Origin of the sequence: Bacillus sp. CH_48 (assembly GCF_038008465.1) — a bacterium.
GTDB classification, from domain to species: domain Bacteria; phylum Bacillota; class Bacilli; order Bacillales; family Bacillaceae_G; genus Bacillus_A; species Bacillus_A thuringiensis_S.
Genome location: NZ_JBBOZF010000001.1, coordinates 3,709,495 through 3,735,353, shown reverse-complemented (window position 1 = coordinate 3,735,353; position 25,859 = coordinate 3,709,495). Strand labels below are relative to the sequence as shown.

The window sequence follows — 25,859 nt, the reverse complement described above, 5'->3', positions numbered from 1 at the left end:
ACAGAAGATTACAGAGTAAAAAATAAATTTTCTGAAAGTATTGAAAATAAATAGAATCCTTGATACAATTCAGTCAAATAATATTGACCGAGTAATTTTATTAAAGGAGTTGATCATGTTGAAGCCCGTATTAACACTAACCACTTATAGCCAACTAAAAGCATTAAGCGATCCACTACGTGCCGAAATGATGATACGTCTATGCGAACGTCCTTATACTGGACAATTACTATCTGAGAAATTCGGCATTTCAAGGGCGAAAATTCATTATCATTTAAAAGAATTAGAAAAGAATGGTCTTATAGAGATTGTTTATACAGAAGAAAAGAATGGCATTGTTCAAAAGTTTTATCAATCTGTCGCTAAAGGCTTCACCCCTGCCGCAGATCTATTACCTCATTTAGAAATATTAAGTAAATCAGGTCGCCAAATCTTTTTACAAATGATAGAAAGAACGAAAAGCCAAATTCTTGCTGCACCAGAAGAAGCTTTTACATTACAAAATGCAAGTGAAGATCCAGCTAAGTGGAATTACGTTTCATCCTGCTGGGAATTTGATGCTACGCCAGAACAATTTCAAGTGTGGGTGAAAAAGTTTTATGAATTAATGGCTGAATTAAACGAAATCACAAAAGGTGCAGATAAAGATCCGAATAGCAAACCTTATTATATTTCTACTACTGCACTTCAAATCGCTGAGAGAACAATGCAGCAATTTATTAAAGAAGAAGAAAAATCGTAATACGATTTTTTTTACTGAGACGGTCAAATTTATTTTACCGAATAAATTTATTATAAAGGAGTAGATAAAGTGGACATATTAAAAAACCGGAATTTCCTCTTATTATTTTTAGGGAGAATTTTTACAAACATAGGAGATAGTTTGTATTATGTAGCCGCGATGTGGCTCGTATATAAGCTAAGTGGTAATCCTTTTTATTCTGGATTAGCTGGTTTTCTTACATTATTACCTTCTGCACTTCAATTTCTTACTGGTCCATTCGTTGATAGATGGTCCATTAAAAACACCCTCGTCATCACACAAGTTCTGCAATGCATTCTTATTTTAATCATTCCTATTACACACTACTTCGATCTATTAACAGTCCAACTACTACTCATCATTATGCCAATCGTAGCCTTTATCGAACAATTCGCCTATCCCGCACAATCGAAAGCTTTACCACTTCTACTGCATAAAACACAATTATTAAAAGGAAACTCACTCTTCTCATTTGCGTATCAAGGCATTGACTTAATTTGTACGACTCTTTCTGGCATATTAGTAGCACTACTTGGTGCCATTACTTTATATGTGGTCGACTCCTTAACATTTGCGATTACTGCCCTTTTGTTCTTTTCATTGAAAATGCCAAAGCAAACCGAAACGGGCACATCACTTTCAACAAAACAATATTTCTCAGATTTAAAAGAAGGTTTTTCAATTGTCTTCCGTTCCTTAATGGGCGTATTCTTAATCGGTTCCGTTGTCGCTAATTTTTCAATCGGTATGACGATGGCAATACTCCCTTCTTTCGCTGATTCTTTAGGCGGTGTGAAATTATATGGTTTCTTTTTAGCCGCTATATCCGCCGGTTGTTTAATTGGAGCACTATTCAGTTCATCGGTTGGTAAATATAATGTTGGCCGTGTCTCCATTATTAGCTTTGCCACTGGTGCTTTCTTTTGGTTTCTCTCTACGGTTGTACCGTTTCAATGGTTATCTATTTTTTTATTCGGCTTAGCTTGGATACCAATTGGTGCGACCAACATATTATTTGCGACTATTGGTCAAATTGTAATTCCAAACCAATATCTTGGGCGTATCAATTCAGTCACACGGAGTATGGGCACAATTGCTATGCCGTTCGGTTCTTTAATTGGCGGATACACTGCGAATGTATATAGTAGCCAAATCATTTTTGCGCTCGCTAGCATCGGGATTTTATTCATCTCCCTCGTATGGCTGCTTCATCCAAAATTACGGGCTTTGCCGAAAGCTGATGAAATTACGGCGGATACTTTTGAGCTTCGGTTTAAGGAAGAACAGGTGAAAGGTACTGCTTTGTAACAGAAAGAAAATATTTTCTTTCTGTTACAAAGCTCAAACAAGCATAACCCTATTCGAAATTTCGAACGAAGTTATGCTTGTTTACTTTTTGATGCAAAATAGCACCCTTTAATGGAATAACTAATACGTTCCGTTAACGCTTTGCTGGCCATGCCCCCTGCATTTTCCTTAATTGAATAATTTGGCCTGTATGATAAGCATCATGAAGCATGATGTCCAGTAATTTCTCTTCAAGTGAATTTTGTTCAAGCTCTTTTTCAGAAATCACGCTCAATACCTGTCTTAAATTACGCTGAGCATTTTCAGAACGTTCAACGACTTCCTTCCATTCCGTGTCATCATTAGATTGCTTAGTAAGATAAAAAGTGTCATTACCGTCAAGGTTATGTGCCCATCCATGACCTTCCAAGTTTGCAGCAAGCCTCTCTTTGTAATAAATGAGATGATTAACGTTCTCCCAAATGGTATTCGTTTCCTCACCAGATGGTTTCCACATAGCCTGTTCGGCTGTAAGTCCTTCTATAGCATGTTTAAACGGTGCATACCAACTCTCTTTATCGAATGTTGAATCTAGTGCGTTTAATAACAAGTCAGTTCGTTTCAAATTAATTTCCTCCCTACACGGTTCAAGTTTTAATACAATCCTTATAACTCTGTAGAGATTCTACATTTTTAAATAAACTTCCTGCTAATCTTATGCCACAAATCGGTCCAATTATGTAATTAAAATGACTCCCATTCTTTCACTTTACACGTATACTAGCGCCCAAAAAAAGAAGAGGCCGTTTCCAAACAGCCTCTTCCATCTATTTCGGAAGCTCCACCCGAACAGTAGTCCCTTCCCCTTTCGTGCTATACACTGAAACGTCTCCGTTATGCAGTTCCACAATCTTCTGCACAATCGATAATCCTAAACCACTACCTTCTACGTTTCTCGCTCTTGCCGTATCTACTTTGTAAAAACGATCAAATATACGGTCCATCTCTTCTTTTTCCATACCAATTCCGTTATCAGATATAGAGATAATGACACTAGACTCTAACTCTTCGACGAAAAACTCAATCGTCCCACCATCGTTTGAAAACTTAATGCTATTCGTGAAAATGTTACTCCATACTTGATGAAGTAAGTTTTCATCACCTTTTATAGTGATATCTGGCACATCAAATTCAACGGCGATATCTTTTTCCCGCCATTTCCACTCAAGCATAAAAATGACGTCTTTAATTTGCTTCTGTAGATTGAATCCTCTTATTTGTAGAACCTTTTCCTCTTTATCTAATGAAGCGAGCGTAAGTAACTGTTTACATAAACTAGACATTCGCTTACTTTCACCCTCAATAATTTGTAAGTAATGATTTCTTTCTTCCTCACTCATCTTTTCTGTTTGCAACGTCTTTGAAAAACCTTGTATGGAAGAAAGTGGCGACTGAAATTCATGTGAAACGTTCGAAACGAATTCTTGTCTCATTTCATCTAGTTCTTTAATACTCTTCGTCATCTTTTGGAAGCTTGTAGATAACGTTCCTATTTCATCTTTTCGTTTTACGTCTAATTCAATTTCATATTCCCCACTCGCAATTTTTTGCGTAGCCTTCGTAAATTTACGAATGGGACGAACGATGTAACCTGCTGCAATCGCTATAAAAATAATACTTAGTAAAACGATAAACCCAAGTAATACCGCTAAGAAAATTCGCATCTCGCCAAATTGTTGCTGAATGTCAGGGCGAATGAATAAAGCGTACTGTTTATCACCGTGTTTTACCGGGACACCGACGCTATTAATTAATTCATTATCGAAAAATCCTGTAATGAAAAGGCGCGTTGGATAAGTAGAAACACCATTAAATGTCTCCCCCTGCAATACTTTATGAACGGTATCATCACTTATTGTCGTCTTACGAAATGCATTTCCGATACGCTTTCCATTCTTTTGATCATCGACAATATAAATTTCATATCCTAGCTTCGCAATAGACCGTAAGTATGCCTCTTGATTTTCTTCACTTTGCTTTTCATATAACGATTTTACTTCTTCAGCATACTTTAAAATCTTTTCACTATTATACGGTTTTAACTTCACTTGATAATATACGTTCGTTAATAAAAAGCCTATAATACTACTAAGTAGCATAATGCCGACCGTCATAAATACAAATCTAGAATATAGTGATTTCATCTTATTTCAGCTCCAACTTATACCCGAGGCCGCGCACCGTTGTAATTTGAAAATCATCCGTTCGTTTTGAAAAACGATCTCTTAATCGCTTTACATGAACGTCAACCGTTCGTTCATCCCCTTCAAAATCCATTCCCCATACTAATTCAATTAATTCTTCCCTTGAAAATGTTCTTCCAGGATAACTAGCCAGTTGCGATAACAATTCAAATTCCTTCAGTGGAAGCAAAATCGTTTGTCCGTTACACTTCACTTCAAAGCCTTTTCGGTCAATTATTGTACCGTGCAACGTAATAATATCAGCACTCAGCATTTGATAACGACGAAGTAATGCTTTCATACGGAAAATGACTTCAGCTGGCTCAAATGGTTTTACGATATAATCGTCTGTACCAGAAATGAATCCTTTTTCTTTATCCACTAACTGGTCTTTCGCAGTTAATAAAATAACAGGAATATCATGATACTTACGAATTTCTTCACATAACGTATAACCATCAACAAACGGCATCATAATGTCTACAATCGCAAGATGAATATTTTCCTTCTCTAATACTTCTTGCGCTATCTTTCCATCTTCAGCCTCAAAAACTTTAAACCCCTCTTTTTGTAAATGATAATGCAATAACTCTCTAATATGTTTATCATCATCAGCTAATAAAATATGTATCATCTTCATTAAACCCTCTCTCGTTCATCCTTCTACATCCTTACCTTAAGAAACAATTGGATTTTTTGCAAGAAAAAGAAAAAGAATCTATTTTGAAAAAAGATTATTCAAAATAGATTCTTACGTTTTAGTATTAAGATTATTTTAATCAAAAATAATTTCTAAGCCTTCGAAATATCAACAAATCCTTCTCCGAACACATCACGAACATCGTGTATAGCGATGAACGCCGCCGGATCCGTAGTTTGAACAATCCGCTTTAGCTTCACTACTTCTTGCTTATTAATAACAACATAAAGAATTTCCTTTGGAGTTTTCGTGTAATAGCCATGACCTGAGTACACAGTAACCCCTCTGCCCATTAAGGTAGTTACCTTCCCAGCTATTTCATTCGGGTTATCAGAAATAATCGTAATGGCTTTCTTCGGATTTAAACCTTCAATTACAAACTCCATCACTTTCGTTGCTACATATAGCATAATAATTGTTATCATCAGTTTTTCTGCACCAATGATGAAATAAGATGAAAACGCAACAATTAAATCGAAGAACAGTAGACCGTAGCTAATGCTCCAGCCTAAATATTTATGCGTCATCCTTGCTAAGATGGTAGTACCTGCTGTTGTTCCACCAACGCGAATAATAAGACCAATCCCGCACCCAATAAATATTCCTCCGAAAATGGCATTTACAAGCATTTCATCCGAAGCAATCGTCCAGCCTTCTGTCAAATGAAGAAATAGCGAGTTCGTAACTACAGCGATAATCGTATAAATTGTTGTAATCTTATTTAAAAACTTATAACCGGCTATTAACAAAATCGCATTTAAAATTAAGTTAACTAAGCCCGGTGACCATTCAAATAAATAGTACGTAATAATCGTGATACCTGTTACCCCACCCTCACCAAACTCGTTCGGGATAACAAACAAATTAACACCTAACGCAAAAAGAAATGCACCGATAATAATAAAAATAATGTCTGTCGTTCTTTTTTTCATACAGTACCTCACTTCTTATGTAAATATTTATTCTGCCATAAACTCTCACTATTATATCGTGGAATATTCAAATCGAACAGTGGTTTGTTTTTATTTTAATATAAGATAAAAAATCAACATTATTTATTATGTACTGCAAATAAAGTTTTGATTTCAACCGTAATTTACTCTTAAAAAGAAATGCTAAACATTGACTTGCACAAATTTCAAATAAAAAAGTACCCATCTAATTGTCATACGCCATGAGAATTAGATGGGTACTGCATGATACATTTAGTTTTTACATGTATTGTTTGGAGAAAATTGCAAATAACGACCTATACTCGCCTTATTAAGACCAAATCCATACATCATCATTATTTTCAGCGTTCGTCTTTGCTTCATGAACTTTTTCAATATGATCAACTGTGTTCCAGTTAATAGAAATACCACCCCAGCCCACATACTCCATATCAATTTTCACTTTCTCACCCACATTAAATACTTGTCCCTTTGTTAAGAAAACATCAATAATATCTTTCTTCCCATTTAGCGATGGATACTCAACTACAACATATTTAGTAGCACCGTCTCCCTCATCTTCCATCGTTCCTACTTTTGATACTTCTCCAATTACATAATTAGGTGAGCCATCTTCTTTCATGTGCATACCTAACTTGTTTGTTGTATTTTCAACTGCAGTTGCAACCATATATTCTGTAAAATTACGCATCATAGATCCAGTAGCTTTTACTTCATCTCCTACTTTCACATTTGAAAATGAATCAATATACACACTAACAGGTTCTTCGTATTGCTTAGATTTTACGACAATTACACCGTTATCTACTTCTACTACTCGTCCTTCTAACGTCGAGAAGTTCGATTCAATAGAAGCTGCACTCGCTTTTGTTACTTCTAGTCCTGGTAAATTTGTTCCTGATAATGCTGCGATCCCTAAAGCACCTGCTAAAATTATTTTTTTCATACCCATTATGAAACATCTCCATTCATGATGATTGTATTTGTTTGATTGGTATCGACCAACCTGTAATCATTATAGTTACAGGTTGTGAAAATAACAACCGTTTTCCTCATGCAATGTTGCATACTGTAATTTTTAAATATACAACAATGAGTCTAGATTCTCGAGTTACAGCAGGTGAAATTGTTGATGATGAAGAAGCTAATGTTATGCATCATATTTTTCAGCGCTACGATTTGTATAGCCGTAGTTCATTACATTATGTAGGAGCGGGATTCATATGTTAATAAAACCAAAGAGATTACAGCCAGAAGATATCGTGGCGACAGTAAGTCCTTCATGGGGAGGAGCAGGTGATTCTGAAATAAGATGGCGATATGAGCAAGGAGTAAAAAGATTAGAAGAGGTTTTTCGTCTTACCGTTATCCCAATGCCAAATAGTTTAAAAGGTAGCGAATACCTTTATAACAATCCAGAGGCTCGTGCGGAAGATATAATGACTGCATTTAAAGATACACGCGTGAAAGCAATTATCGCGAATATTGGCGGTGAAGATAGCATCCGGTTACTCCCCTATATAGATTTTAATGTGATACGCGAAAACCCGAAAATTTTTATGGGGTACTCTGACGTTACTATTTCACATTTATTTTGTCATAAAGCAGGCCTTTCCTCTTTATACGGTCCAGCAATTTTGACTGATTTTGCTGAAAATGTAGAGATGGATCCATATACAGTTGAAATGGTAAATCGAACTCTCTTTTCAAATGAAACGATTGACGAAATTCAACCAGCTCATGAATGGACGAGTGAGCGTTTAGAATGGATAGAGAGTAATAAGGATACAAGACGTACGATGCAGCAAAACAAAGGATATGAGCTACTTCAAGGCTCTACTACTGTACAAGGGCGTTTAATTGGTGGTTGTATAGAAGTACTGGAATTTGCAAAAGGAACGGAACTTTGGCCTGAGAAAAAACATTGGGAGAATAGTATTCTTTTCTTTGAAACCTCTGAAGATCATCCGGAACCAAGTTATATAAAATATTGGTTACGAAATTATGCAGCGCAAGGTATTCTGCAAAAAGCAAAAGGTATCATCTTCGGTAAACCGAAAGATGAACAATATTATGAAGAATATAAACATGAAATACTGCTGGTTATGAAGGAACATCATTTAGAAGATTTACCGATTCTTTATAATTTAAATTTTGGCCATACCGAGCCAAAGTTTATTTTACCTTACGGCGCGTTGGCAGAAATTGATTGTGAAAATGTATCTTTTTCTATTTTAGAGAGTGGCGTGGAATGAATAAAAACACTCCTATGAGATATGTCTGTGAATTGGTACTTTTTAAAAGTATATAATTGGAGGGAGATTACGTGTATGGAAGTAACATTTACAGTAAGTAAATGGGATGAAAAACCAATCGATGATACTAGAAAAGATTTCCCTATTAATATTGCACATGTCGAATATGATATTGATGGTGAATTAAAAGGAAAAGCTTTTGTTGAATACTTCTTATATTATTTAGACTCAAATATAAATGATGGTCACTTAGCTACTGCTAAAATTTCTGGATTTTTACACTTTGAAGGAATTTATAAGGGGCAACAAGGGACATTTACAGCTATAGAGCAAGGAATATTTGATAAAGGAAATTTAGATTCCCCAGGAACAATTATTAAAGCTACTGGTAACTTAGAAAATCTGAGAGGGTCCTATAATTATCAGTTTACAGGTCAAACCAGTAAACTAATTTTAGAGTTGGAATTTTAGCAAAATATCCTATAATTTAGTGGAAAAGACATTTCTTGTAATACTAGGAATGTCCTTTTTGTTGACGAGCTAGTACGTTATAGTCACCACCAATTTTTATAGGCAGCGTTGATGTTAATAGTCCTTGTACAACGAATCTCCCTTGCTCATCTGGCGTAACATGATGAACACCTTCATCTTTCGATACTTCCGTAAATAGCGCAACATCTTCTTTTGTAAACGTTCGTTCAAAGGTGATTTTTTCGCCTACTTGTAATTTCATCCCATGCGCCTCCTCAAAAACTCTTTTAAAATAAGAAAAACCGAAACTATAATCATTTCGGTTTTTCAATCTAAAGAAGTCTATTTATTTTAATGAATGTACAAACAACCCGCTGCGCAGTTTCGGTTCAAACCACGTTGATTTTGGCGGCATAACTTCTCCAGCGTCTGCGATTGCTAATAAAGCTTCCATTGATGTCGGATATAATGCGAATGCTGCTTTATATTCACCGCTCTTTACAAGGTGTTCTAGTTCTTCTAATCCGCGGATTCCTCCGACAAAATCGATGCGTGAATCAGAACGCGGATCATGTATTTCAAGTACTTGACTTAATAAATGATCTTGCAGGATAGATACATCTAAACCTCTAACAAGATCATTCGCATCAAATGTTTCTTCTTTCACAGTAAGCTTATACCACTTCTCATTTACATACATACCAAATGTTTTTGGCTCATTTGGTTTATACGGAGAAACAGGTGCTTCTTCTACATAAAAGTACTGCGTAATTTGATTTAAAAACTGTTCCTCTGATAAGCCATTTAAATCTTTCACAACTCGGTTATAGTCCCAAATCGATAATTCATCCTGAGGGAATAATACAGATAGGAAGAAATTAAACTCTTCTTCTCCTGTGTAATTCGGATATTGTTCTCTTCGCATGATCCCTACTTTTGCAGCTGATGCAGAGCGGTGATGTCCATCTGCAATGTACAGGTTAGGAATATCTTCAAATAAGTTTACTAAACTTGCAATTACTTCTTCATCAGCTATTTTCCAAGCAACGTGCCTAACGCCGTCTTCTGCTGTAAATGTATAGATTGGCGCATGTTCTTCTTTCCAGCTGGCAATGAAATGCTTTATCTCTTCTTTTGTACGATACGTTAAAAAGATAGGACCCGTATTTGCATCACACACATCTACGTGACGAATACGATCTAGCTCTTTTTCATGACGCGTTCTCTCATGTTTTTTAATTGTATCATCTTCATACTCATCAATAGATGTACAAACGACAAGGCCTGACTGCGTTCTTCCCTGCATCGTCAGTTCATAAATGTATAACGCTGGCTCTTCGTCTTGAATGAACACTTCTTCTCGTATAAATCGATTTAAATTTTCACCCGCTTTTTCATATACACGATCATCGTACGGTGAAAGTGCCGGGTCTAAATCAATTTCTGCTTTATCAACATGCAAGAAAGAATATGGATTCCCTTTTACAACTTCCCTTGCCTCTTCACTATTTAATACGTCATACGGTAAAGCTGCCACTTGTGCCGCTTTTTCCTCTACTGGACGAATGGCCCGAAACGGTCGTATTTTTGCCACATTCCTCTCTCCTTTACACAATCATTCGAACGGCTACAACACCTGTAATTTTGCTTATATTTTCTACAATATTCTCTTTTATTATATCATCAATTCCGTTATCGATATCAATCATTGTGTATGCCCAAGAATGTTTACTACGATTAATCATATCGGCAATATTAATATGATGTTCCGCTAAGCATCCTGTAATTTGCCCTACCATATTCGGGACGTTTTGATGCATAATTGTAATTCGTTTCTTTCCGATATACGGCAATTCTACGTTTGGATAGTTTACTGAATTACGAATATTTCCTGTCTCTAAATATTCACGTAATTGGCGCGCTGCCATGAATGCACAGTTTTCTTCTGATTCGGACGTAGATGCACCAAGGTGAGGCGTCGCTGTTACATTTTTCATCTTTATCACATTTTCATTCGGGAAGTCTGTTACGTAATGCGTAATAACATCTTCTTCTAACGCTTTTTGAAGAACATTTTCATCTACAAGTTCTCCTCTTGAGAAATTGAATAAACGCATACCTTTTTTCATCTTCTCTATAGCGTGTTCCCCAATAATTCCCTTCGTTTGATTTGTAAGAGGAATATGAAGGGTAATATAATCACACGTTGCAAAAATTTCATCAAGGCTAAATGCTCTTTGCACATGTGTAGAAAGACGCCAAGCTGTTTCAACTGAAATATAAGGATCATATCCAATAACGTCCATCCCTAACGCTAACGCATCGTTCGCAACTAAAGCACCGATTGCGCCAAGACCAATTACACCTAGACGTTTTCCTGCAATTTCTGATCCAACGAATTGTTTTTTTCCTGATTCAACAAGCTGCGGTACTTCTTCACCCTCTAAATTTTTCGTCCAGCTTACACCGTTAATAATGTTACGTGAAGACATAATAAGGCTGGCGATAATAAGTTCCTTTACTGCATTGGCATTCGCTCCTGGTGTATTAAATACTACAATTCCTTTTTCTGTACATCGCTCGACAGGAATATTATTTACACCAGCGCCAGCTCTTGCAATCGCCTTTAAGTCTTTTGAAAACTCTTCTTGGTGTAAAGAATAGCTGCGAAGTAAAATACCATCTGGGTGGTCCATTCTATCCCCTACTTCATAACGCTCTCCGTCAAGAACTTGCAAACCCTTTTCTGCAATTTGATTTAACGTTTGAACACGAAACATATCCCCATCTCCCTATCTATTCTCAAGCTCAAATTCCTTCATATAATCTACTAATTGTTTTACACCTTCCACTGGCATCGCATTGTAAATACTTGCACGCATACCACCGACTGAGCGATGTCCTTTTAACGTAACAAGGCCGCGTTCTTTCGTTTTTTGTAAAAACTCATTGTTCAGCTCTTCTGACGGTGTTGTAAATGGAATATTCATAAGTGATCGATACGCAGGGTCAACTGGTGAAGTAAACAATTTAGATTCATCTAAAAAATGATAAATAAGTGAAGATTTCATTTTATTTTGTTCTTCAATCGCAGATACTCCGCCTTGCTCTTTCAACCACTCTAGTACAAGTTTTGTTACGTAAATACTAAAGGATGGCGGTGTATTATATAAGGAGTTATTTTTACTGTAAGTTTCATAATTTAACATTGTCGGACAAGAGCGATCTGCTCCCCCAATTAAATCTCTTTTTATAATAGCAATCGTTAAGCCCGCAGGTCCTAAATTCTTTTGCGCCCCCGCATATATAAGACCAAACTTCGAAACATCATATCGCTCTGATAAAATATTTGAGGACATATCCGCAACGAGCGGCACTCTTTCTACATGTGGAATGTCCACATATTTTGTCCCCTCAATTGTATTATTCGTTGTAATATGTACATAATCTAGTTTTTCATCACTTAATAAACCGTCCAGTTTAGGAATCGTAGTAAACTTCTCTTGCTCGGAAGAAGCAATCACTTGTACTTCCCCAACTTTTTCGGCTTCTTGTAGTGCCTTTTTAGACCATGAGCCAGTTAGTACGTATCCAGCTTTTTTATACGTATTCATTAAGTTGAACGGTATCATAGAGAATTGTAATGACGCACCGCCTTGTAAAAATAAAATATCATACTCATCAGGGATGCTCATTAATTCACGAAGTAAGTTACTCGCTTCCTCTATAATACTTTGAAAATAAGAAGATCGATGACTCATTTCTATAATAGACATGCCTGTCCCGTTATAATTTACAAGCTCCTTTTGCACTTTCTCTAAAACTGGCAAAGGGAGTATTGATGGTCCTGCTGAAAAATTATAGACTCTCTCCATTACCCTCATAACCTCCCTATTTCTCATTTGATTATTTTTTAAACTTTCTGAATTATAACCTAAAATATAATATGTGGTCAATTTGTTTTCTATTATTACGACGCAAGACGCGATGGAATCGCTTGCAAGTGCAGACTTTTTATATATACATAAAAAAGTGTTAAGTACATAATCGCACTTAACACTCTAATAATAGAATAATAATAGCTAGTCGTTCGTAAAGAACCGATCAAAAATTTGATAAATAGCAGAAAGACCAATGAGCCAATAAATAGTGTCCACAAGCGCCGGCATAGAACCAAACCATTTCTCAACTACATTGTAATCTAACGCTACAAATAACCAATTCAAACCGCCGAGAATCACCAAAATTACTGTAAGGTAAGACAAAAATTTCATTATGATTGCCCCCTAGGTGATAAGATGGTGAAAGGCCTTTCACTAGAAATATATGTAGTAAACTTTAAAACTTACCTATTTTATAAAATTTATTTTCGGTACCACCCGTTAATAACTGCCTCTGCTTCTTTACTATGTATTTGATACGCATGTGTACTATCATTAGAGCCAATAAACCAAATTGAAAAACCTTTAAAATATGGTTTCGGTTCTAATACATCGCGGTAAGCACGCCATCCATTTAATTGTACATCTTTCGAAAACACATTTGAAACATCTGGATTCCATGGATTTTGTAATCCAAGTTCACGCGCCGGAACGTTAAACCCACCAAAGTAAACTGGTTTTCCTGTTGCATTATGTAATTGTTCCAATTGCTGAACAACATTTTGCCCACGATTATACACTGTCGTCGCAAATAAACTTTTCTTTACTTCTTCATATGTTGGATTTCTTTTTCCTGAAACTTCAAACCAACTATCAATACTTACAATATCCACCTTTTTTAAATACGGACGATTGATTTTCTCTTTAAACTTCGCTTCATAAGAAGGGTCCCAGCTTGCTGTTAACCACCAGTTCATTTGATACAAAACATTTCCTTTATACTGATTACGAACAAAATCAATTGTATCGCTCCAGTATCCTTCTGCATACTCCATATTCACGAAATTAGAAGCAATCTTTAGTCCATATACATTGTATTTACTTGTAATGGAATTAAAAATATCTTGCAGAATAACCGTCTTCCAATTCCAGAAGAAATCATTAATGTTACTTGGGTTCCATTCTGTCTCTCCAACATTCCCCTGCTGAATATACGGGAACGGTTCCACTATAACTTGAATATTACGCTTTAATAATTCTTGAATTAAAATAATAGCTTGTTGCTTTTGCGCTTGATTAATTACCATGTTAGTAGAAGTCACATTTGGGATATCTACCTGAATCGGTACATTTACTGTATTTAAATTTAAGCGCTCCACATCCGCTAATACTTTCGCTACATTTCCAACTTCCCATACTGTTACGTTTCCTGATTTGATTTTTCCAGATTGAACAGTATTTACATCTGCCTGTACATTTCCTTGAAAACAAAAAGAAAACAACATAATAAACACTCCTAAAAAACTTATTAAACTCTTATTTTTCTTCACAACTTTCCCCCTATAATTTTTGGCTTTCTTGATTATTTTATACAACGTTTCATATATATTCCACAAAAAATCCAATAAATTTTTATTGATAAAAATGCTATTCATCCTTTATTCACATCTTACTCATACTAAGCCCCTAAAAATAGTAAGATAAATAAAAAAGGAACGGATTTCCGCTCCTTTTTTATCTTTTTACGATTATCAATCCATTTCCCTTTTAGGCTCTACCAACATGATGTGGGATTCCTTTTCAGTGAAAGGTTTATGCTCAACGCCTCTCGGGACAATAAACATCTCGCCCTTAGAAATTTTCACCTGTCCATCACGGAAATCGATGAACATCTCCCCTTCAAGCACAATAAATAGCTTATCCGTATCAGGATGCTCATGCCATATAAAATCTCCATTAGCTTTAAAAAGCTGAATTTGATCATCATTCATTTCACCAATCACTCGTGGATACCAATAATCGTTAATTTTAGATAACTCGTCATTTAGTTTAATAGGTTGGTAATGGATAATAATCCCTCCTCATTTTTAACTTCCACTATATTACAATAATCTAAGTAAAAAAGTCGTCATTACGCTTAAAAAGAAAATGCTCCGGCCAGAACTTTTCATTCAGATAGTACAAAGGAGTGATTTCAATGAAAGTTCTTTCAATCCAATGTTTCCTTTAACTCTCCATAAGTATAGAACAGTGATTTTCAAATAAGAATGGACCCCTGTTGACATTAGTATGGATTATTGATGAACTTCTCGCGATATTTAGTAGGCGAAATGCCAACTCGCTTCTTGAAAACTCTACTAAAATAAAAAGGGTCTGCAATTCCAACAGCCTGCGAAATTTGTTGTACAGGCACACCACTTGTACATAACATTTTTTGAGCCATCTTTATACGATAGTTCAATAAATATTCTGCTGGCCCCATACCTGCATGCTTTCTAAACACGTAAGAAAGACGATTTCGATTAACATTATTTTGTTCTGTAAGCGTATGTATTGTAATATCTTTATAATAGTATTGGCGAACGTAACTAGATATTCGTTCGAATAAAGTATGCGACTCATAGTTGTTTTCTCTATTGACAACACTTAATAAAGCTTCATTCAACGCTTCGCGAAACAGCATTTCGGTCTGAAGCATCGAAATGCCTCCACGCTGATTATACAGATCCCAAAGACGCATAAGTAATTCGACAAGACGAGGAGATTGTCCTGTTAATAATTCAAAATGCTGATGAGTAAAGCCAGAGTCTTCTCGTTCTGGATTGCTTATCTGATATAAAACAAGAATATATTCCCAGTTTATTTCACCAAGCATTTTATGGGCTAATGTCATTTTTGCACCCCCATGTATAACTTTTCCTGGGGAAAGGATATACGGCGTACCATTAAATTGAAATTGCGTCTTCCCTGTAAGTGGAAATACAAATCCTGGGAAAGAATCTGTAGACTCAGCACAAGGCACACCTGGATTTTTAGCATAACGATATACTCCTTCTACTCGGAAAGGATTATTGGCAAGATACTCTGCTAACTCATTCACGTCCAACTTCACAATGCACGCCTCATTTCAATAATAATTTTCTTGTAATTCGCGAGATTAATTGGTGTACATTCTGGGCAACGCTAAACTAAAAATAGTACATACGACTTAACAAGATCTGGTTATTAACCTATAAATATATTGTTTTTCATTTATTGACAAAAGTATCCTCCCTATATTATTGATAATGATTTTCATTGTAGTTTGATAAAAAAACATTTGTCAAGTTGGATGGCGTAGAAAAATGACGAAACAAGGGGTACAGAGGGACCGTTCTGTTGCAAATAATACCTGGTCTTTGTTAACTAATTCCCCTCAAAACTGGAATAATCATGTTAATAGTTGTAATGGCTTTATTTGTTACAGCACTTGCAGCATGTGGAAATAATCGTAATCCTGAAGAAGTTGCTACAGCGTATTTCGAAGATGGAAACAGCCTACTATCAAATTAAATGATAGTAGGCTGGCTGTTAAAATTATTTAAGAACTGGGTTATGTTCTAAATGATAAGCTTTCATTATCAAAAAGATTATTACTAGTCCCTCCACAAACAAAAACCCCCTATCACTTCGGTTCTAAATTTAGCACCTTCCCCTCTATTCCCTCCGTATTCAATGTAGTCGTATGATACGTTCCACTTACCCAATCATCTATTTGATCATGATACCAATCACTTCTAAAATGTCCCGATTGTCCTGGTCCCACTATATGATAACCGTTTGACATATCTTTCGTATCAATAATGAATCTCCAAGACGCTCCGTGATTTACAATGCCGTTATCGCCGTAACTCGCTGCTTGCACGGTAACTTGACTTCCGCCAATCGGGACTGGTTTCTCACGATTAAAAGCGAGTAGTGCTAACATACTAGATGATTTTGAAATTGGATGTGTAAAAGCGAGTTGATGGTAATCGCCCCACTTCCACTCTCCAACATCCGGTCCATATTCCTTCTGCAATTTCTTCATTACATTCTCGTACGATGTATGCACAACTTTTGTGAAACCTCCGTACTTCGTAAACCACGCGCTATTTTCTCCCGCTACTTCTTTTCGAATCAATTCATCAACAACTTGTGACTTCCCTTCAAATAACTTCATTACATCTTTCGGTATTTCTTTTGAAAATAACGTATTTGAAATCTCTTTCATTAATAAATAGAATATTAATGGTGCCGGTTCATCTTTACTATCGTAAAAATTCCACTTTGTTAATTGGTTTACGCCTTCTTTCTCTACCTCATTTAAAGATGCTTTATTTAACTCTTTTAAAAATATAGGAGTAAACTCTTTCCCGTATAAATTCTTTTGATCCATCTGTAACTCTTCTAAATCTTTCACCGTATACTTTTCCTTCTCTTGCAAAAATTCTTGAATACGCATTTGCCTATATGGCTGTGCCCACGTATTGCTAATATGGTACGGATAATCATCATCAACAATTTTATTATTCGCAGTTGAAATAAAACCTTCTTTCGGATTTATAACTTTCGGCAGCTGATCAAATGGAATATACCCTTCCCATTCATATTCATCTGTCCATCCTGGAACAGGCAAGCTACCATCGCCTTTTTTACGCACTGGTATATTTCCATTCGCTTTATAAGCAATCGTGCCATCGTTTGATGCAAACACAAAGTTTTGGGTTGGTGTATGGAAATCTTGAAGAGCGGTTTCAAACTCCGTCCAGTCTTTTGCTTTGTTCATATTTAATACAGCTTTTAACTCAGCTGACGGTTCTAAAGCAGTCCACTTTAAAGCAAATACTGTTTTCGTTTTCTCCTTCCCCTTATCCGCAAACTCTGAAATTACTGGCCCATGCCTCGTAATCGTAACGTTATAAGGAATTGTCTTCCCGCCTTTTACTTTAATCGATTCATCAACTACCGTAGCTTTCTCCCATTTATCGTTATACAGAAATTCATTTTCATTATTAGGATTTCTCTTCTCAATATATAAATCTTGCACATCAGGCCCCGTATTCGTAACGCCCCACGCTATTTTGTCATTGTGGCCTAATATAACACCTGGTACTCCAGCGAAAATAACGCCACTCACATTTAAATCTTTCATTTCAAGTCTCGTTTGATACCATATAGAAGGTGTCGCAAGGGATAAATGAGGGTCATCTGCTAAAATCGGCTTACCTGACGCACTCTTCTCACCGCTCACAACCCAGTTATTACTACCGTTAAACTCCGGGGGAATTATCGTTTTTGAAAAACTTTGCGCTACGTCCACATTTGTATTTTTCAGTTCAGCTAGCAATCTAGGAGCATCTTTCGGATATTTAGGAAATAGCTCATTTGCTTGCTCTTTCGAAAGGTTTTTCAGCGCCCAATATCGAAACGCCTGTCCATGCCAATGTCCTCCTAAGTCAAACGCCATATACTTTCCAATTGTTAAAGAATCCACGATTGACCATTCAGAAGGCTCATAACCTAATATAGTAAACTCAACCGGCAATTTCTTTTCCACTTTTGCCTCACGTATAAAAGCGTTCACCCCATCAGCAAATGACTGCAGGGCATATTTTGCTTCTCCATCATATTGACTAACTGAAGCTTCTGCCGCTCGCCGTAAACCGAGTGTTCGAAACAATTTATCTCGGTCAACAGCTGCTTCCCCAACAACTTCACTTAACATACCAGAAGCTTGTCTTCTACTTAAATCCATTTGGAACAACCGATCTTGCGCTTGTACATATCCTTGTGAAAAATATAAATCATGTGCATTTTCCGATTTAATATGCGGGACACCTTTACTATCCCGCTTCACCGTAACAGCGTGTTGTAAATCCTCTAGCTTTATCGTTCCATCTATCTTTGGCATAGATTTCAGCGTATATATATTCAAAAAAATCGCAGCGGAAATAACTAACAAGAGAACGATACTACTAGCCCAAATAAAAATTCTTCTTCCCCTTTTTCGTTTCTTCTTTATAACTACCTCCATATAACCACCCCTTTCTCACACTATTCGCTTCTTTTTGAGAAAGAACCTTTTAAAAACATTGAAAAACCCCCTTCATTTTCCTACCAATGAAGGGGGTCTTTCTTATCGTTTGCTACGCCAACTTTCATTATGCCCAAGATTTGCACCTGTCGCTACTTGCACATCATATAACATTTCACTAAAGAAGCGTTTATCTACTTCTTTTGGTACAATGCGTCTTTCATCATCAATTTCATCGTATTCATATGAACCATTATTCACTGTACCTGCTTTATAAAATTGAATGTCAAATACACATACATCTTCTTCATCTTCATAACCAATCGGCGCTCCGCTAAATGAAAGCCCTGCCCCTAATCCAGTACGAGTATCTTCTTTATAAAACGTATAATACACACCGCCATCTTGAACAGATCCACGGATCCATCCAAGCTTCGTCATCTTACCGAATAACAAACGACCATTTAGTAAAATACCACCAAATCTCTCAATAGCACTCTCATCATTCTCTTCTACTACAAACACTGGACGCTCAATTTGTAGGAACGGCTGAACAATTCCCGCACTTTCTAATTGCTCTTTCCATAATTCCTTCTCCGCCCCAGACAATTCTAACGGATGAACGAAACCAATAACAGTGCCAGATGAAAGTTCATAACTCTTCCCGTCAATTGTACAGAACACGCCACCTTCTGCATAACGGAATGCCTTCAGCAACTTCCCTTCCTTATACTCACCCCAAATGAGTGAAATAGAAAATTGCTTCATAATTGGATTATCCATAAATACAGACTTCCATGCATTATGTGACCAATAACGCTTTAATGAAAGTGCCGTTTCCAATCGTTGTTTTTGCATGGAAAGAGTATTTCGGAGTTCCTTCTTTAAAGAGGCTAATTCTTTTTTAGCCTCTTCAGCCTTTTCTACATCATCTTTTGCATTCGGCTTTGGAAGTGACTTCATACGTTTTCCTTCTTCTGTCTCTAATTCAATTTTTGACTCTGTAGTTAAAATGGCAGTAAAACTTCGATTCCCGAAATCAATTATTTTTTCACCATGTATAGTAAAGCCGAGGTCCGGCACCAATTGATCTTCCAGCTCTTCCTCTGTTATACCACGTGTTTTCGCAGCAAGACTTAGCGCTTCTTTTGCTGCATTACGTACTTGCTTATGTTTATATTTAAATGCTATTGCATGAATAGACATAAGTGCAAGCTTAGATGAAGACAAACCTAAAGCACGAACGGCATCCGCTGCTATCTTTCCTCTCATTTGAAGCACCCATTCATCAATTTGCTTTATAAGTATGTCGACCATTTTGTCGTCACTATACATTCCGTATAACGAAAGAATTCCACGTTTCTTCACATCTGCGTCTTGAGAAATCCATATTTGATATATTGTTTGCACATATTCTTTTAAGTCCTCTTCATTTAAAGCTCTACCAATTACTTCTGCTGTTTCTTTCTTCTCAATAACAACATCTGAAATATACTGTTGTAGATAGGCTAACGGAATTGCAGCATCAGCAATTTCATCAGAGTCACGTAAACGGATTTGTGGCTCATCCCCAATCAATTGCAGAAGTGAATTTCTTGTTTGTTCAGTTAAAATACGTGCACATAGTTCTTCTATCTTTTCTTCCTCCGTTTGAAATAAAAACGAGAATTTCCCTGCGAAAGATTCATTTTTACTTTCTTGCAAAGCTTCCTGTACAAGTTTCGTATATTTTTCAAGCTTATACTCTATAAGTATTTTCATCACATTTTCACGAACAATTTTCTTTTTATTATGAAGTTCAACTGCTACATCTGCTGCAGCTTCTACATCTTTTGAAAGCAGTTTAACTACAGACTCACGCATTTTTTTAGATGAATCTCCTAAGCTTTTAATTAAAATTGGACGCATTTTAATCATGTTATCCTTTGCTAACTCTTCTAAAATATATGCTTTGGCCACAGCAGAATACTCATCAAATCGTTCAATGATGTACGCTTGTTCTTTTACAATTACACAAACAAGCGCTTCCTTCGCCTTATTTCTCTCTTCACTGTAGCATGCAGCTTCTTCAACTGCATAAGCGATAAGTTTTTCCTTACTTAACCCATACGAAAGCAGATCTTCTAATACTTGTTTCGGCTCTACTCCTCTGACAGAACATTCGTAAAGAAGTTCGTATAAATTAACACTATCATCATCTCCAAACTGTAGTGTAAGTACAGCTTCCCTTTTCGCTACATCATCTATATCCCAAAGAAGCGCAACCTCTAACACCGGCATACCCCAATACATACTTCTATATTTCGGATTTTTAAGTATTTGCTTTATATCCTCAAGTGACAACTTCCCTAGTAAATAATCACAATATGTATCCCGCAATGTAGACAATTTAATTTGCAAAGCAGCAACAAAAAATTCTTCTCGCATTTTCCCTCTATTTAGCTCATATCCTTTTTCGGCTAGCGTTCGTGCGATGATGAGATAATTCATTTTACTTACATATTGCAAAGTTTGTTGAATAAATTCAGGATTTCCCTCCAACATAAAGCATAGCAATTCATATTCATACGTCTTACAAAAATCCTCACTATTCAAATCATGTTGCCTTAGACGATGCGCAAAAAATCTTTCCTTAGAAATCCAAAACTGTGTACAAAAACTTTGAATTTCTTCATATGTTTCTCTATTTACACTACCAGTTTTTTTGTAGTTTTGAGACTGACCAAGAGTGTGACACATATAACGTGTTGCATAGTTTATAAAACCCCAAACATTTTTCTTCGCCAATATCTCAATATATCGCCTCGCAACATTCGAATGTTTATGAACACAAAATAATAGCCGCCAAATATGTTCCGGTAAATTCCCACCTATAAATACTTCACTATCATCTTCACCTTTTAAATACCGTTTAACTGCTTCAACCTTTTCCTTTTCCCCTAGCAGTTTCAATATAAATTCTGTATGTTCTTCTAACCTCTTATTCAATAAAGAACTATATGTACGAAACTTTTCATACTCTACATCAAACATTACGAGAAGTAATGTTACTTGCTGTTTAGTTGGTAAAGTATGTAATTGTTCCTCTATATAGTTCGGTTTCTCTTTTGTTAACTCTCTAAGAAAAACATCTGCTTCATTGACGTAACTTGAAATACTAGATAAATACCTACATGCAATTGCTACAAGTTTGTCCAAAGGTAGTGCACTTTTTTCTAAATAAACCTTCATTTTAGAAAAACTGACATGCGCAAAACGGACTACAAGAACATTTAATAATTGCTCCTCGAGTATATGATAAAATAACCGAAAGAAACCCGGATCTTGTTTATGTACTTTCCTAAAATCGTTTATAAATCGCTCCGCAAAATCGCTTCTTTTTTGATCACGAATCGTCGTTAGTTCAATATCTTTTAAAATCTCTTCTTCTTTTGTCTGTATATATCGTAGTGCTAATTGTTCCTGTTCTTCTGTCATATTAATATATTGAAACAACTCAGATGTACTAGTAGTCAAACTTTGTACCCCCCGCATCTTTTTATCTATTATAAAAATACCCTTATTTAATGGTAGTATAGCATAAAACCCACAAAAAACGAACGTACATTCTACATTAAATTAATGTAAATTAAAATACACTACTCAACATACATTTCCTTCTCTCTAAACTTCCCATTACACACTTCTCCCCACTAAAATCCTTTAACTTTTTGCTACACCAATTCCTCAAAATCCCCTTCACATAAGCTAACGTTTTCTTATTATTTTCAAACGCAATTTTAAGTGCCTCTAACACTTTCTCTCCAGAAAATTTTTGTATCCAATTCTTCAATTCTTTCACAATATATGGGGATAAACTACTAATATTTTGTTCATAAAACTTATAAACTTCACTATTTGGAACGTCCTCTTCTATACTTTCTACCTCTTCCGCTTCTTCTTTCTCTTCAATAACTACTTGTGAACTACTATTATCCTCTTCTTTTGGCATACCAAAATGCTGCAATAATAATGGAATCGTGTATTCTTCTTCAAGGCATTTACGTAAAAACATATGTATGAACTCATTACTTTTTACAGTCTTTAACTCACGTAATACGCACTTTTCTACATTCGTATTTGAAATAGGGTTATAGTGTAACCAGTTTATTATGAATACCTCTTTCGTTTCCGTATCATATAAAATCTTTCCATACTCAACAAACCTGTTTAGCAACTTCTCAACAGTCTCCATACTATAACCTGTTTCAAGCTCTGCCACACGCTTCGGTAATATGTAAATACCACATTGCTTCGTTTTCGTACCAGTTAACAAATATATGTAAAAATAACGCTCCTCTGGCGTTAAATCTAATATGAATTCATCTTGCCAAAAGTTCACCTGCACATTACGGTATACCGCCATATGTTTCCCTCCACTCTTTGCTAGTAAATAGGAAGATTTTAATCCTTCATTATAAAAATAGGAATGCGGGAATGGTTTTGGCATTCGAATTACAATTTTTTTACTACTACAACACCGGTTTCATTTTTTCGCGCTTGTTTTGTTCTTGTAGTTGTTATTGTTTTTGTTTTTTCTTAGTGATTTATTACTTGGTAGGGGCTTATGAGGGGCTTGGAAGGGCATTCTACATTACAATCTATCAAATACAATTGTTCTTCCTACTAAATAGGAGCTATTCCAAATTATTATTTTGGATAGCTCCTTTCAAATTCTTCTTATTTTTTTACTTCTACCAATGTCAGCTTCTACATACAATTTCTTCTGCTATTTGTGGGCAGTAACACTCTCATTTCAAAATTTGGTGAATAAACTGCTTGATTGCAATGCGAGTGGCCCTCACTGATTAAAGTTTCATTTTATTTTTGCATTGAATCTAACATCTTCACAATAAAGGCAGCCGCCTGACCACGAGTTGCTGTGCCTCGAGGATCAAACTCATTATTTCCAATACCATTAACTACCTTTAGACTGTATAATCGTTGAACCGATTCTTTGTATGTTATTAAATGCTTATCTGTAAATGGTAATGCTACTAACTCACCTGTAATTCCTTTGTATCGTAATGCTTTGTCAATCATAATAGATACTTCTTCACGAGTAATTGGTGAGTTAGGATCAAAAATCCCTTCACCACGACCATTAATAATTCCTGCACTTGCACAACGTTTAATACCGTCATGAAGTGATGGATGTGCCTCATTAATATCTACAAATGACTTATTTCCCTCTGGTAGTTTAAGAGCATTCGAGATTAATTTCGCAAACTCCGCTCTCGTTACATTTCGATATGGAGCAAATACACCATTGCCTTCGCCTTGCATAATACCTAGACTGTTTAATTTACGAATATGCCCTTCAAACCATCCACCTGTAATATCATCTTTTGGTTTTTGTACTTCTTCCTTAGGCTTTTGTACTTCTTCCTTTGGTACATTGTAGTTAATTTTAATCCAACTTGGGTCATAGAAAATCCATTCTCCATTACCTACTTTATACCAACCATTTTTAACCGCTAATACTTTGTAACGATCTCCGTTTGAAGCTTTACGTACAACACGATGTTCAATACCCGCATCACTACGCACATTGATGCCGCTACCATTTACCACTAGTTCCATGCTAGGTTCAGCTGGATTATTTTCATTTGGATCAAATGATTCATTTTTATCTTGTAAAGGCGTATCAATCTGCGCATTTATATTTGCATACCATTGAATTCCTTGTACGAAACCAGCCCAATTACCACGTGAAATTAAAATATCAGGACATTTTTTCCCGCTCCATTGTTGATGCTTGTAAATATGATCTGCACCAATTCCTTCTTTGTTCATTAAATAACCTGCAAGTCGTTTTGCATTTTCTAACGCTTTATTGTAATCACCGTCTTGGTTAACCGCGATCTCAATACCGATAGACTCCCTGTTTCCAGATCCATCTCCATCTCCTGCATGCCAACCATTTTCGTTTGTTGGTAAGTGTTGATAAATTTGTTTATCGTCTACAGTAAAATGCCATGAAGCTGTTCGGAAAGTGCCTTCCGTTGCTTGCTTATATAAATATTTCGCATGATTTTCAGCATTAGCACCAGCGGCCGTATTTGCCGTCTCATGGATTGTAATGTAACGTGCTTTCATCGGATTTGCAGGACGAATATCAGAGTTTCCTGCTGGAACAATCCACTCTACAAATGGAACTCCTGCAAGTGTTCCATATTTCTTCGTACTCGGTGCACTATATTGAATACCTCTTGGCTTTACAACAGGTTTCATTTGACGATCAGATCCATCATTTCGACCATCTACAGATTCAAATGCCTTTTCAATGTTTGAAATAGCTTCCTTTTCTGCTACTTGCCCCTTCTTAGCATCTTGCATTTTGTTTAATTCTTCTGTTTCATCATGTTTATGCTTATATTCTTCTAAAAGAATTTTTTCATTTTCAGATACTTCTGCTTCGTTAACTTGTACATGATCAGGAACTTCCAACTTGAAATTAGAATAATTTAATCCGCTCGTTCCATTTTCTCCCTGGGCAATATTAAGTTGATCAGTTTGAGATTTGTTCAACTCTTTTGCTGATGCTGATAAAGGTACGCTCCCTAAAATCACTAGACTTGTTGATAGTGCGATTACTTGTTGTTTGATTGTCTTATTCATTATTATAATAGATACATACACATTCCCGCCGTGTATGTATCTCAACCTCCCTTTATTGTCACATTAATTTTTTAAAATATGAATCTACTATGTACTTCTAATACATTTTCTTTTTATTTATATATTTAAATTACTATATTTTATACCCATTAAGAAAATATTTATATGTCATCCCTACAGATGAATTTCATCTAACATACTTTTTATAAAATTCGTCAACAAACATTATTTTACAACTAATTACAAATGCCGTCAAAATAATCAATTTAAACTTAAACAAATGACTGGCACACAAATTTATATAAATTGGGATGGCGTGTTAGTAGACGACATGTTAAATGATGAGGGCAACCAATTCGCAATGTACTACTTTAACAATAAGGATGAGTGGAAGTATATAGATGATTACTCAGGTATTTTTACAGACGATGGAGAAACTCTCTACCACGTGCAAGTTACTTGAGAAAATTATTTCAAATTAAAAGAAGTTATTGATAATAGCTATAATTTTTGGAAAGACAACTTACAAAATATATAATTATAACAAGTCGATTTCTTATTTTAATAAGGAATCGACTTTCTTAATATTTA

General features: G+C 35.8%; 21 protein-coding genes and 2 pseudogenes. 6 read left to right on the top strand and 17 right to left on the bottom strand.

What is annotated here, in order from left to right; all coding sequences use genetic code 11:
• The first annotated feature begins 118 nt into the window (after positions 1-118).
• Both N2V92_RS18810 and N2V92_RS18805 read left to right on the top strand, forming a co-directional pair.
• Positions 119-742: an ArsR/SmtB family transcription factor gene (locus tag N2V92_RS18810; RefSeq protein WP_033668946.1), complete on the top strand. Its 624-nt coding sequence runs from the start codon at positions 119-121 to the stop codon at positions 740-742.
• A gap of 69 nt (positions 743-811) precedes the next feature.
• Entirely contained in the window at positions 812-2,071 is a 1,260-nt protein-coding gene (locus N2V92_RS18805; RefSeq protein ID WP_016077472.1) for an MFS transporter, read from the top strand.
• A gap of 133 nt (positions 2,072-2,204) precedes the next feature.
• Here the strand turns inward: N2V92_RS18805 and N2V92_RS18800 are convergent, their stop codons facing one another.
• The 5 genes from N2V92_RS18800 to N2V92_RS18780 all read right to left on the bottom strand — a co-directional run bounded on the left by N2V92_RS18800 (position 2,205) and on the right by N2V92_RS18780 (position 6,898).
• Complete coding sequence (locus N2V92_RS18800; protein WP_000831311.1) at positions 2,205-2,675, bottom strand: DinB family protein; 471 nt, start codon at positions 2,673-2,675, stop codon at positions 2,205-2,207.
• 202 nt (positions 2,676-2,877) lie between these two features.
• A complete protein-coding gene (locus tag N2V92_RS18795) occupies positions 2,878-4,254 on the bottom strand; it encodes a sensor histidine kinase (RefSeq protein WP_016077471.1) in 1,377 nt (458 codons plus the stop codon).
• A 1-nt stretch (position 4,255) separates the two neighbouring features.
• A complete protein-coding gene (locus tag N2V92_RS18790; RefSeq protein WP_016077470.1) occupies positions 4,256-4,933 on the bottom strand; it encodes a response regulator transcription factor in 678 nt (225 codons plus the stop codon).
• Positions 4,934-5,085: 152 nt separating this feature from the next.
• Positions 5,086-5,925: a YitT family protein gene (locus N2V92_RS18785; protein WP_000747488.1), complete on the bottom strand. Its 840-nt coding sequence runs from the start codon at positions 5,923-5,925 to the stop codon at positions 5,086-5,088.
• A gap of 331 nt (positions 5,926-6,256) precedes the next feature.
• Positions 6,257-6,898 (bottom strand): F0F1 ATP synthase subunit alpha, encoded by a 642-nt coding sequence (locus N2V92_RS18780; protein ID WP_016077469.1) that lies wholly within the window; start codon positions 6,896-6,898, stop codon positions 6,257-6,259.
• A 35-nt stretch (positions 6,899-6,933) separates the two neighbouring features.
• Between N2V92_RS18780 and N2V92_RS18775 the strand changes: the two genes are divergently transcribed.
• The 3 genes from N2V92_RS18775 (at position 6,934) to N2V92_RS18765 (ending at position 8,672) form a co-directional block, all read left to right on the top strand.
• A complete protein-coding gene (locus N2V92_RS18775) occupies positions 6,934-7,176 on the top strand; it encodes a hypothetical protein (RefSeq protein ID WP_000579227.1) in 243 nt (80 codons plus the stop codon).
• A complete protein-coding gene (locus N2V92_RS18770) occupies positions 7,170-8,201 on the top strand; it encodes a S66 family peptidase (protein ID WP_042598365.1) in 1,032 nt (343 codons plus the stop codon). Before N2V92_RS18775 ends, N2V92_RS18770 begins: the two co-directional genes overlap by 7 nt.
• A 75-nt stretch (positions 8,202-8,276) precedes the next feature.
• A complete protein-coding gene (locus N2V92_RS18765) occupies positions 8,277-8,672 on the top strand; it encodes a DUF3224 domain-containing protein (RefSeq protein WP_000454103.1) in 396 nt (131 codons plus the stop codon).
• A gap of 61 nt (positions 8,673-8,733) precedes the next feature.
• Here N2V92_RS18765 and N2V92_RS18760 read toward each other — a convergent pair.
• The 12 genes and pseudogenes from N2V92_RS18760 to N2V92_RS18705 form a co-directional block, all read right to left on the bottom strand.
• Positions 8,734-8,934 (bottom strand): annotated as a pseudogene (locus tag N2V92_RS18760) (dehydratase); the annotation flags it as partial.
• 84 nt (positions 8,935-9,018) lie between these two features.
• Positions 9,019-10,266: a DUF1015 domain-containing protein gene (locus tag N2V92_RS18755; RefSeq protein ID WP_001063062.1), complete on the bottom strand. Its 1,248-nt coding sequence runs from the start codon at positions 10,264-10,266 to the stop codon at positions 9,019-9,021.
• A 13-nt stretch (positions 10,267-10,279) separates the two neighbouring features.
• Positions 10,280-11,452, bottom strand: coding sequence for a 3-phosphoglycerate dehydrogenase family protein (locus tag N2V92_RS18750; protein WP_000490235.1), 1,173 nt, complete (start codon positions 11,450-11,452; stop codon positions 10,280-10,282).
• A 12-nt stretch (positions 11,453-11,464) separates the two neighbouring features.
• A complete protein-coding gene (gene serC, locus N2V92_RS18745; RefSeq protein ID WP_000442926.1) occupies positions 11,465-12,547 on the bottom strand; it encodes a 3-phosphoserine/phosphohydroxythreonine transaminase in 1,083 nt (360 codons plus the stop codon).
• A gap of 207 nt (positions 12,548-12,754) precedes the next feature.
• On the bottom strand, positions 12,755-12,946 hold the full coding sequence (locus N2V92_RS18740; RefSeq protein ID WP_000670804.1) for a DUF378 domain-containing protein: 192 nt from the start codon (positions 12,944-12,946) through the stop codon (positions 12,755-12,757).
• An 89-nt stretch (positions 12,947-13,035) separates the two neighbouring features.
• Positions 13,036-14,103, bottom strand: coding sequence for a glycoside hydrolase family 113 (locus N2V92_RS18735; protein ID WP_000739768.1), 1,068 nt, complete (start codon positions 14,101-14,103; stop codon positions 13,036-13,038).
• A gap of 201 nt (positions 14,104-14,304) precedes the next feature.
• The gene (locus N2V92_RS18730) at positions 14,305-14,544 is read right to left on the bottom strand and encodes a cupin domain-containing protein (protein ID WP_000997179.1); all 240 of its coding nucleotides are present in this window, start codon (positions 14,542-14,544) and stop codon (positions 14,305-14,307) included.
• A gap of 293 nt (positions 14,545-14,837) precedes the next feature.
• Positions 14,838-15,665, bottom strand: a complete 828-nt coding sequence (locus tag N2V92_RS18725; protein WP_000762790.1) for a helix-turn-helix transcriptional regulator — start codon at positions 15,663-15,665, stop codon at positions 14,838-14,840.
• A gap of 552 nt (positions 15,666-16,217) precedes the next feature.
• Positions 16,218-18,608 (bottom strand): penicillin acylase family protein, encoded by a 2,391-nt coding sequence (locus tag N2V92_RS18720; RefSeq protein ID WP_016077467.1) that lies wholly within the window; start codon positions 18,606-18,608, stop codon positions 16,218-16,220.
• Positions 18,609-18,710: 102 nt separating this feature from the next.
• Positions 18,711-22,124, bottom strand: coding sequence for a DUF4132 domain-containing protein (locus N2V92_RS18715; RefSeq protein ID WP_016077466.1), 3,414 nt, complete (start codon positions 22,122-22,124; stop codon positions 18,711-18,713).
• A gap of 112 nt (positions 22,125-22,236) precedes the next feature.
• Positions 22,237-23,013 carry a DnaD domain-containing protein gene (locus N2V92_RS18710; protein WP_016077465.1) on the bottom strand — a complete coding sequence of 259 codons (777 nt, stop codon included), beginning with the start codon at positions 23,011-23,013 and terminating at the stop codon, positions 22,237-22,239.
• 455 nt (positions 23,014-23,468) lie between these two features.
• On the bottom strand, positions 23,469-25,268 hold the full coding sequence (locus N2V92_RS18705; RefSeq protein ID WP_033668942.1) for an S-layer homology domain-containing protein: 1,800 nt from the start codon (positions 25,266-25,268) through the stop codon (positions 23,469-23,471).
• Between the two features lie 259 nt (positions 25,269-25,527).
• Between N2V92_RS18705 and N2V92_RS18700 the strand changes: the two are divergent.
• Positions 25,528-25,806 (top strand): annotated as a pseudogene (locus N2V92_RS18700) (DUF7832 domain-containing protein); the annotation flags it as partial.
• Between the last annotated feature and the right edge of the window lie 53 nt (positions 25,807-25,859).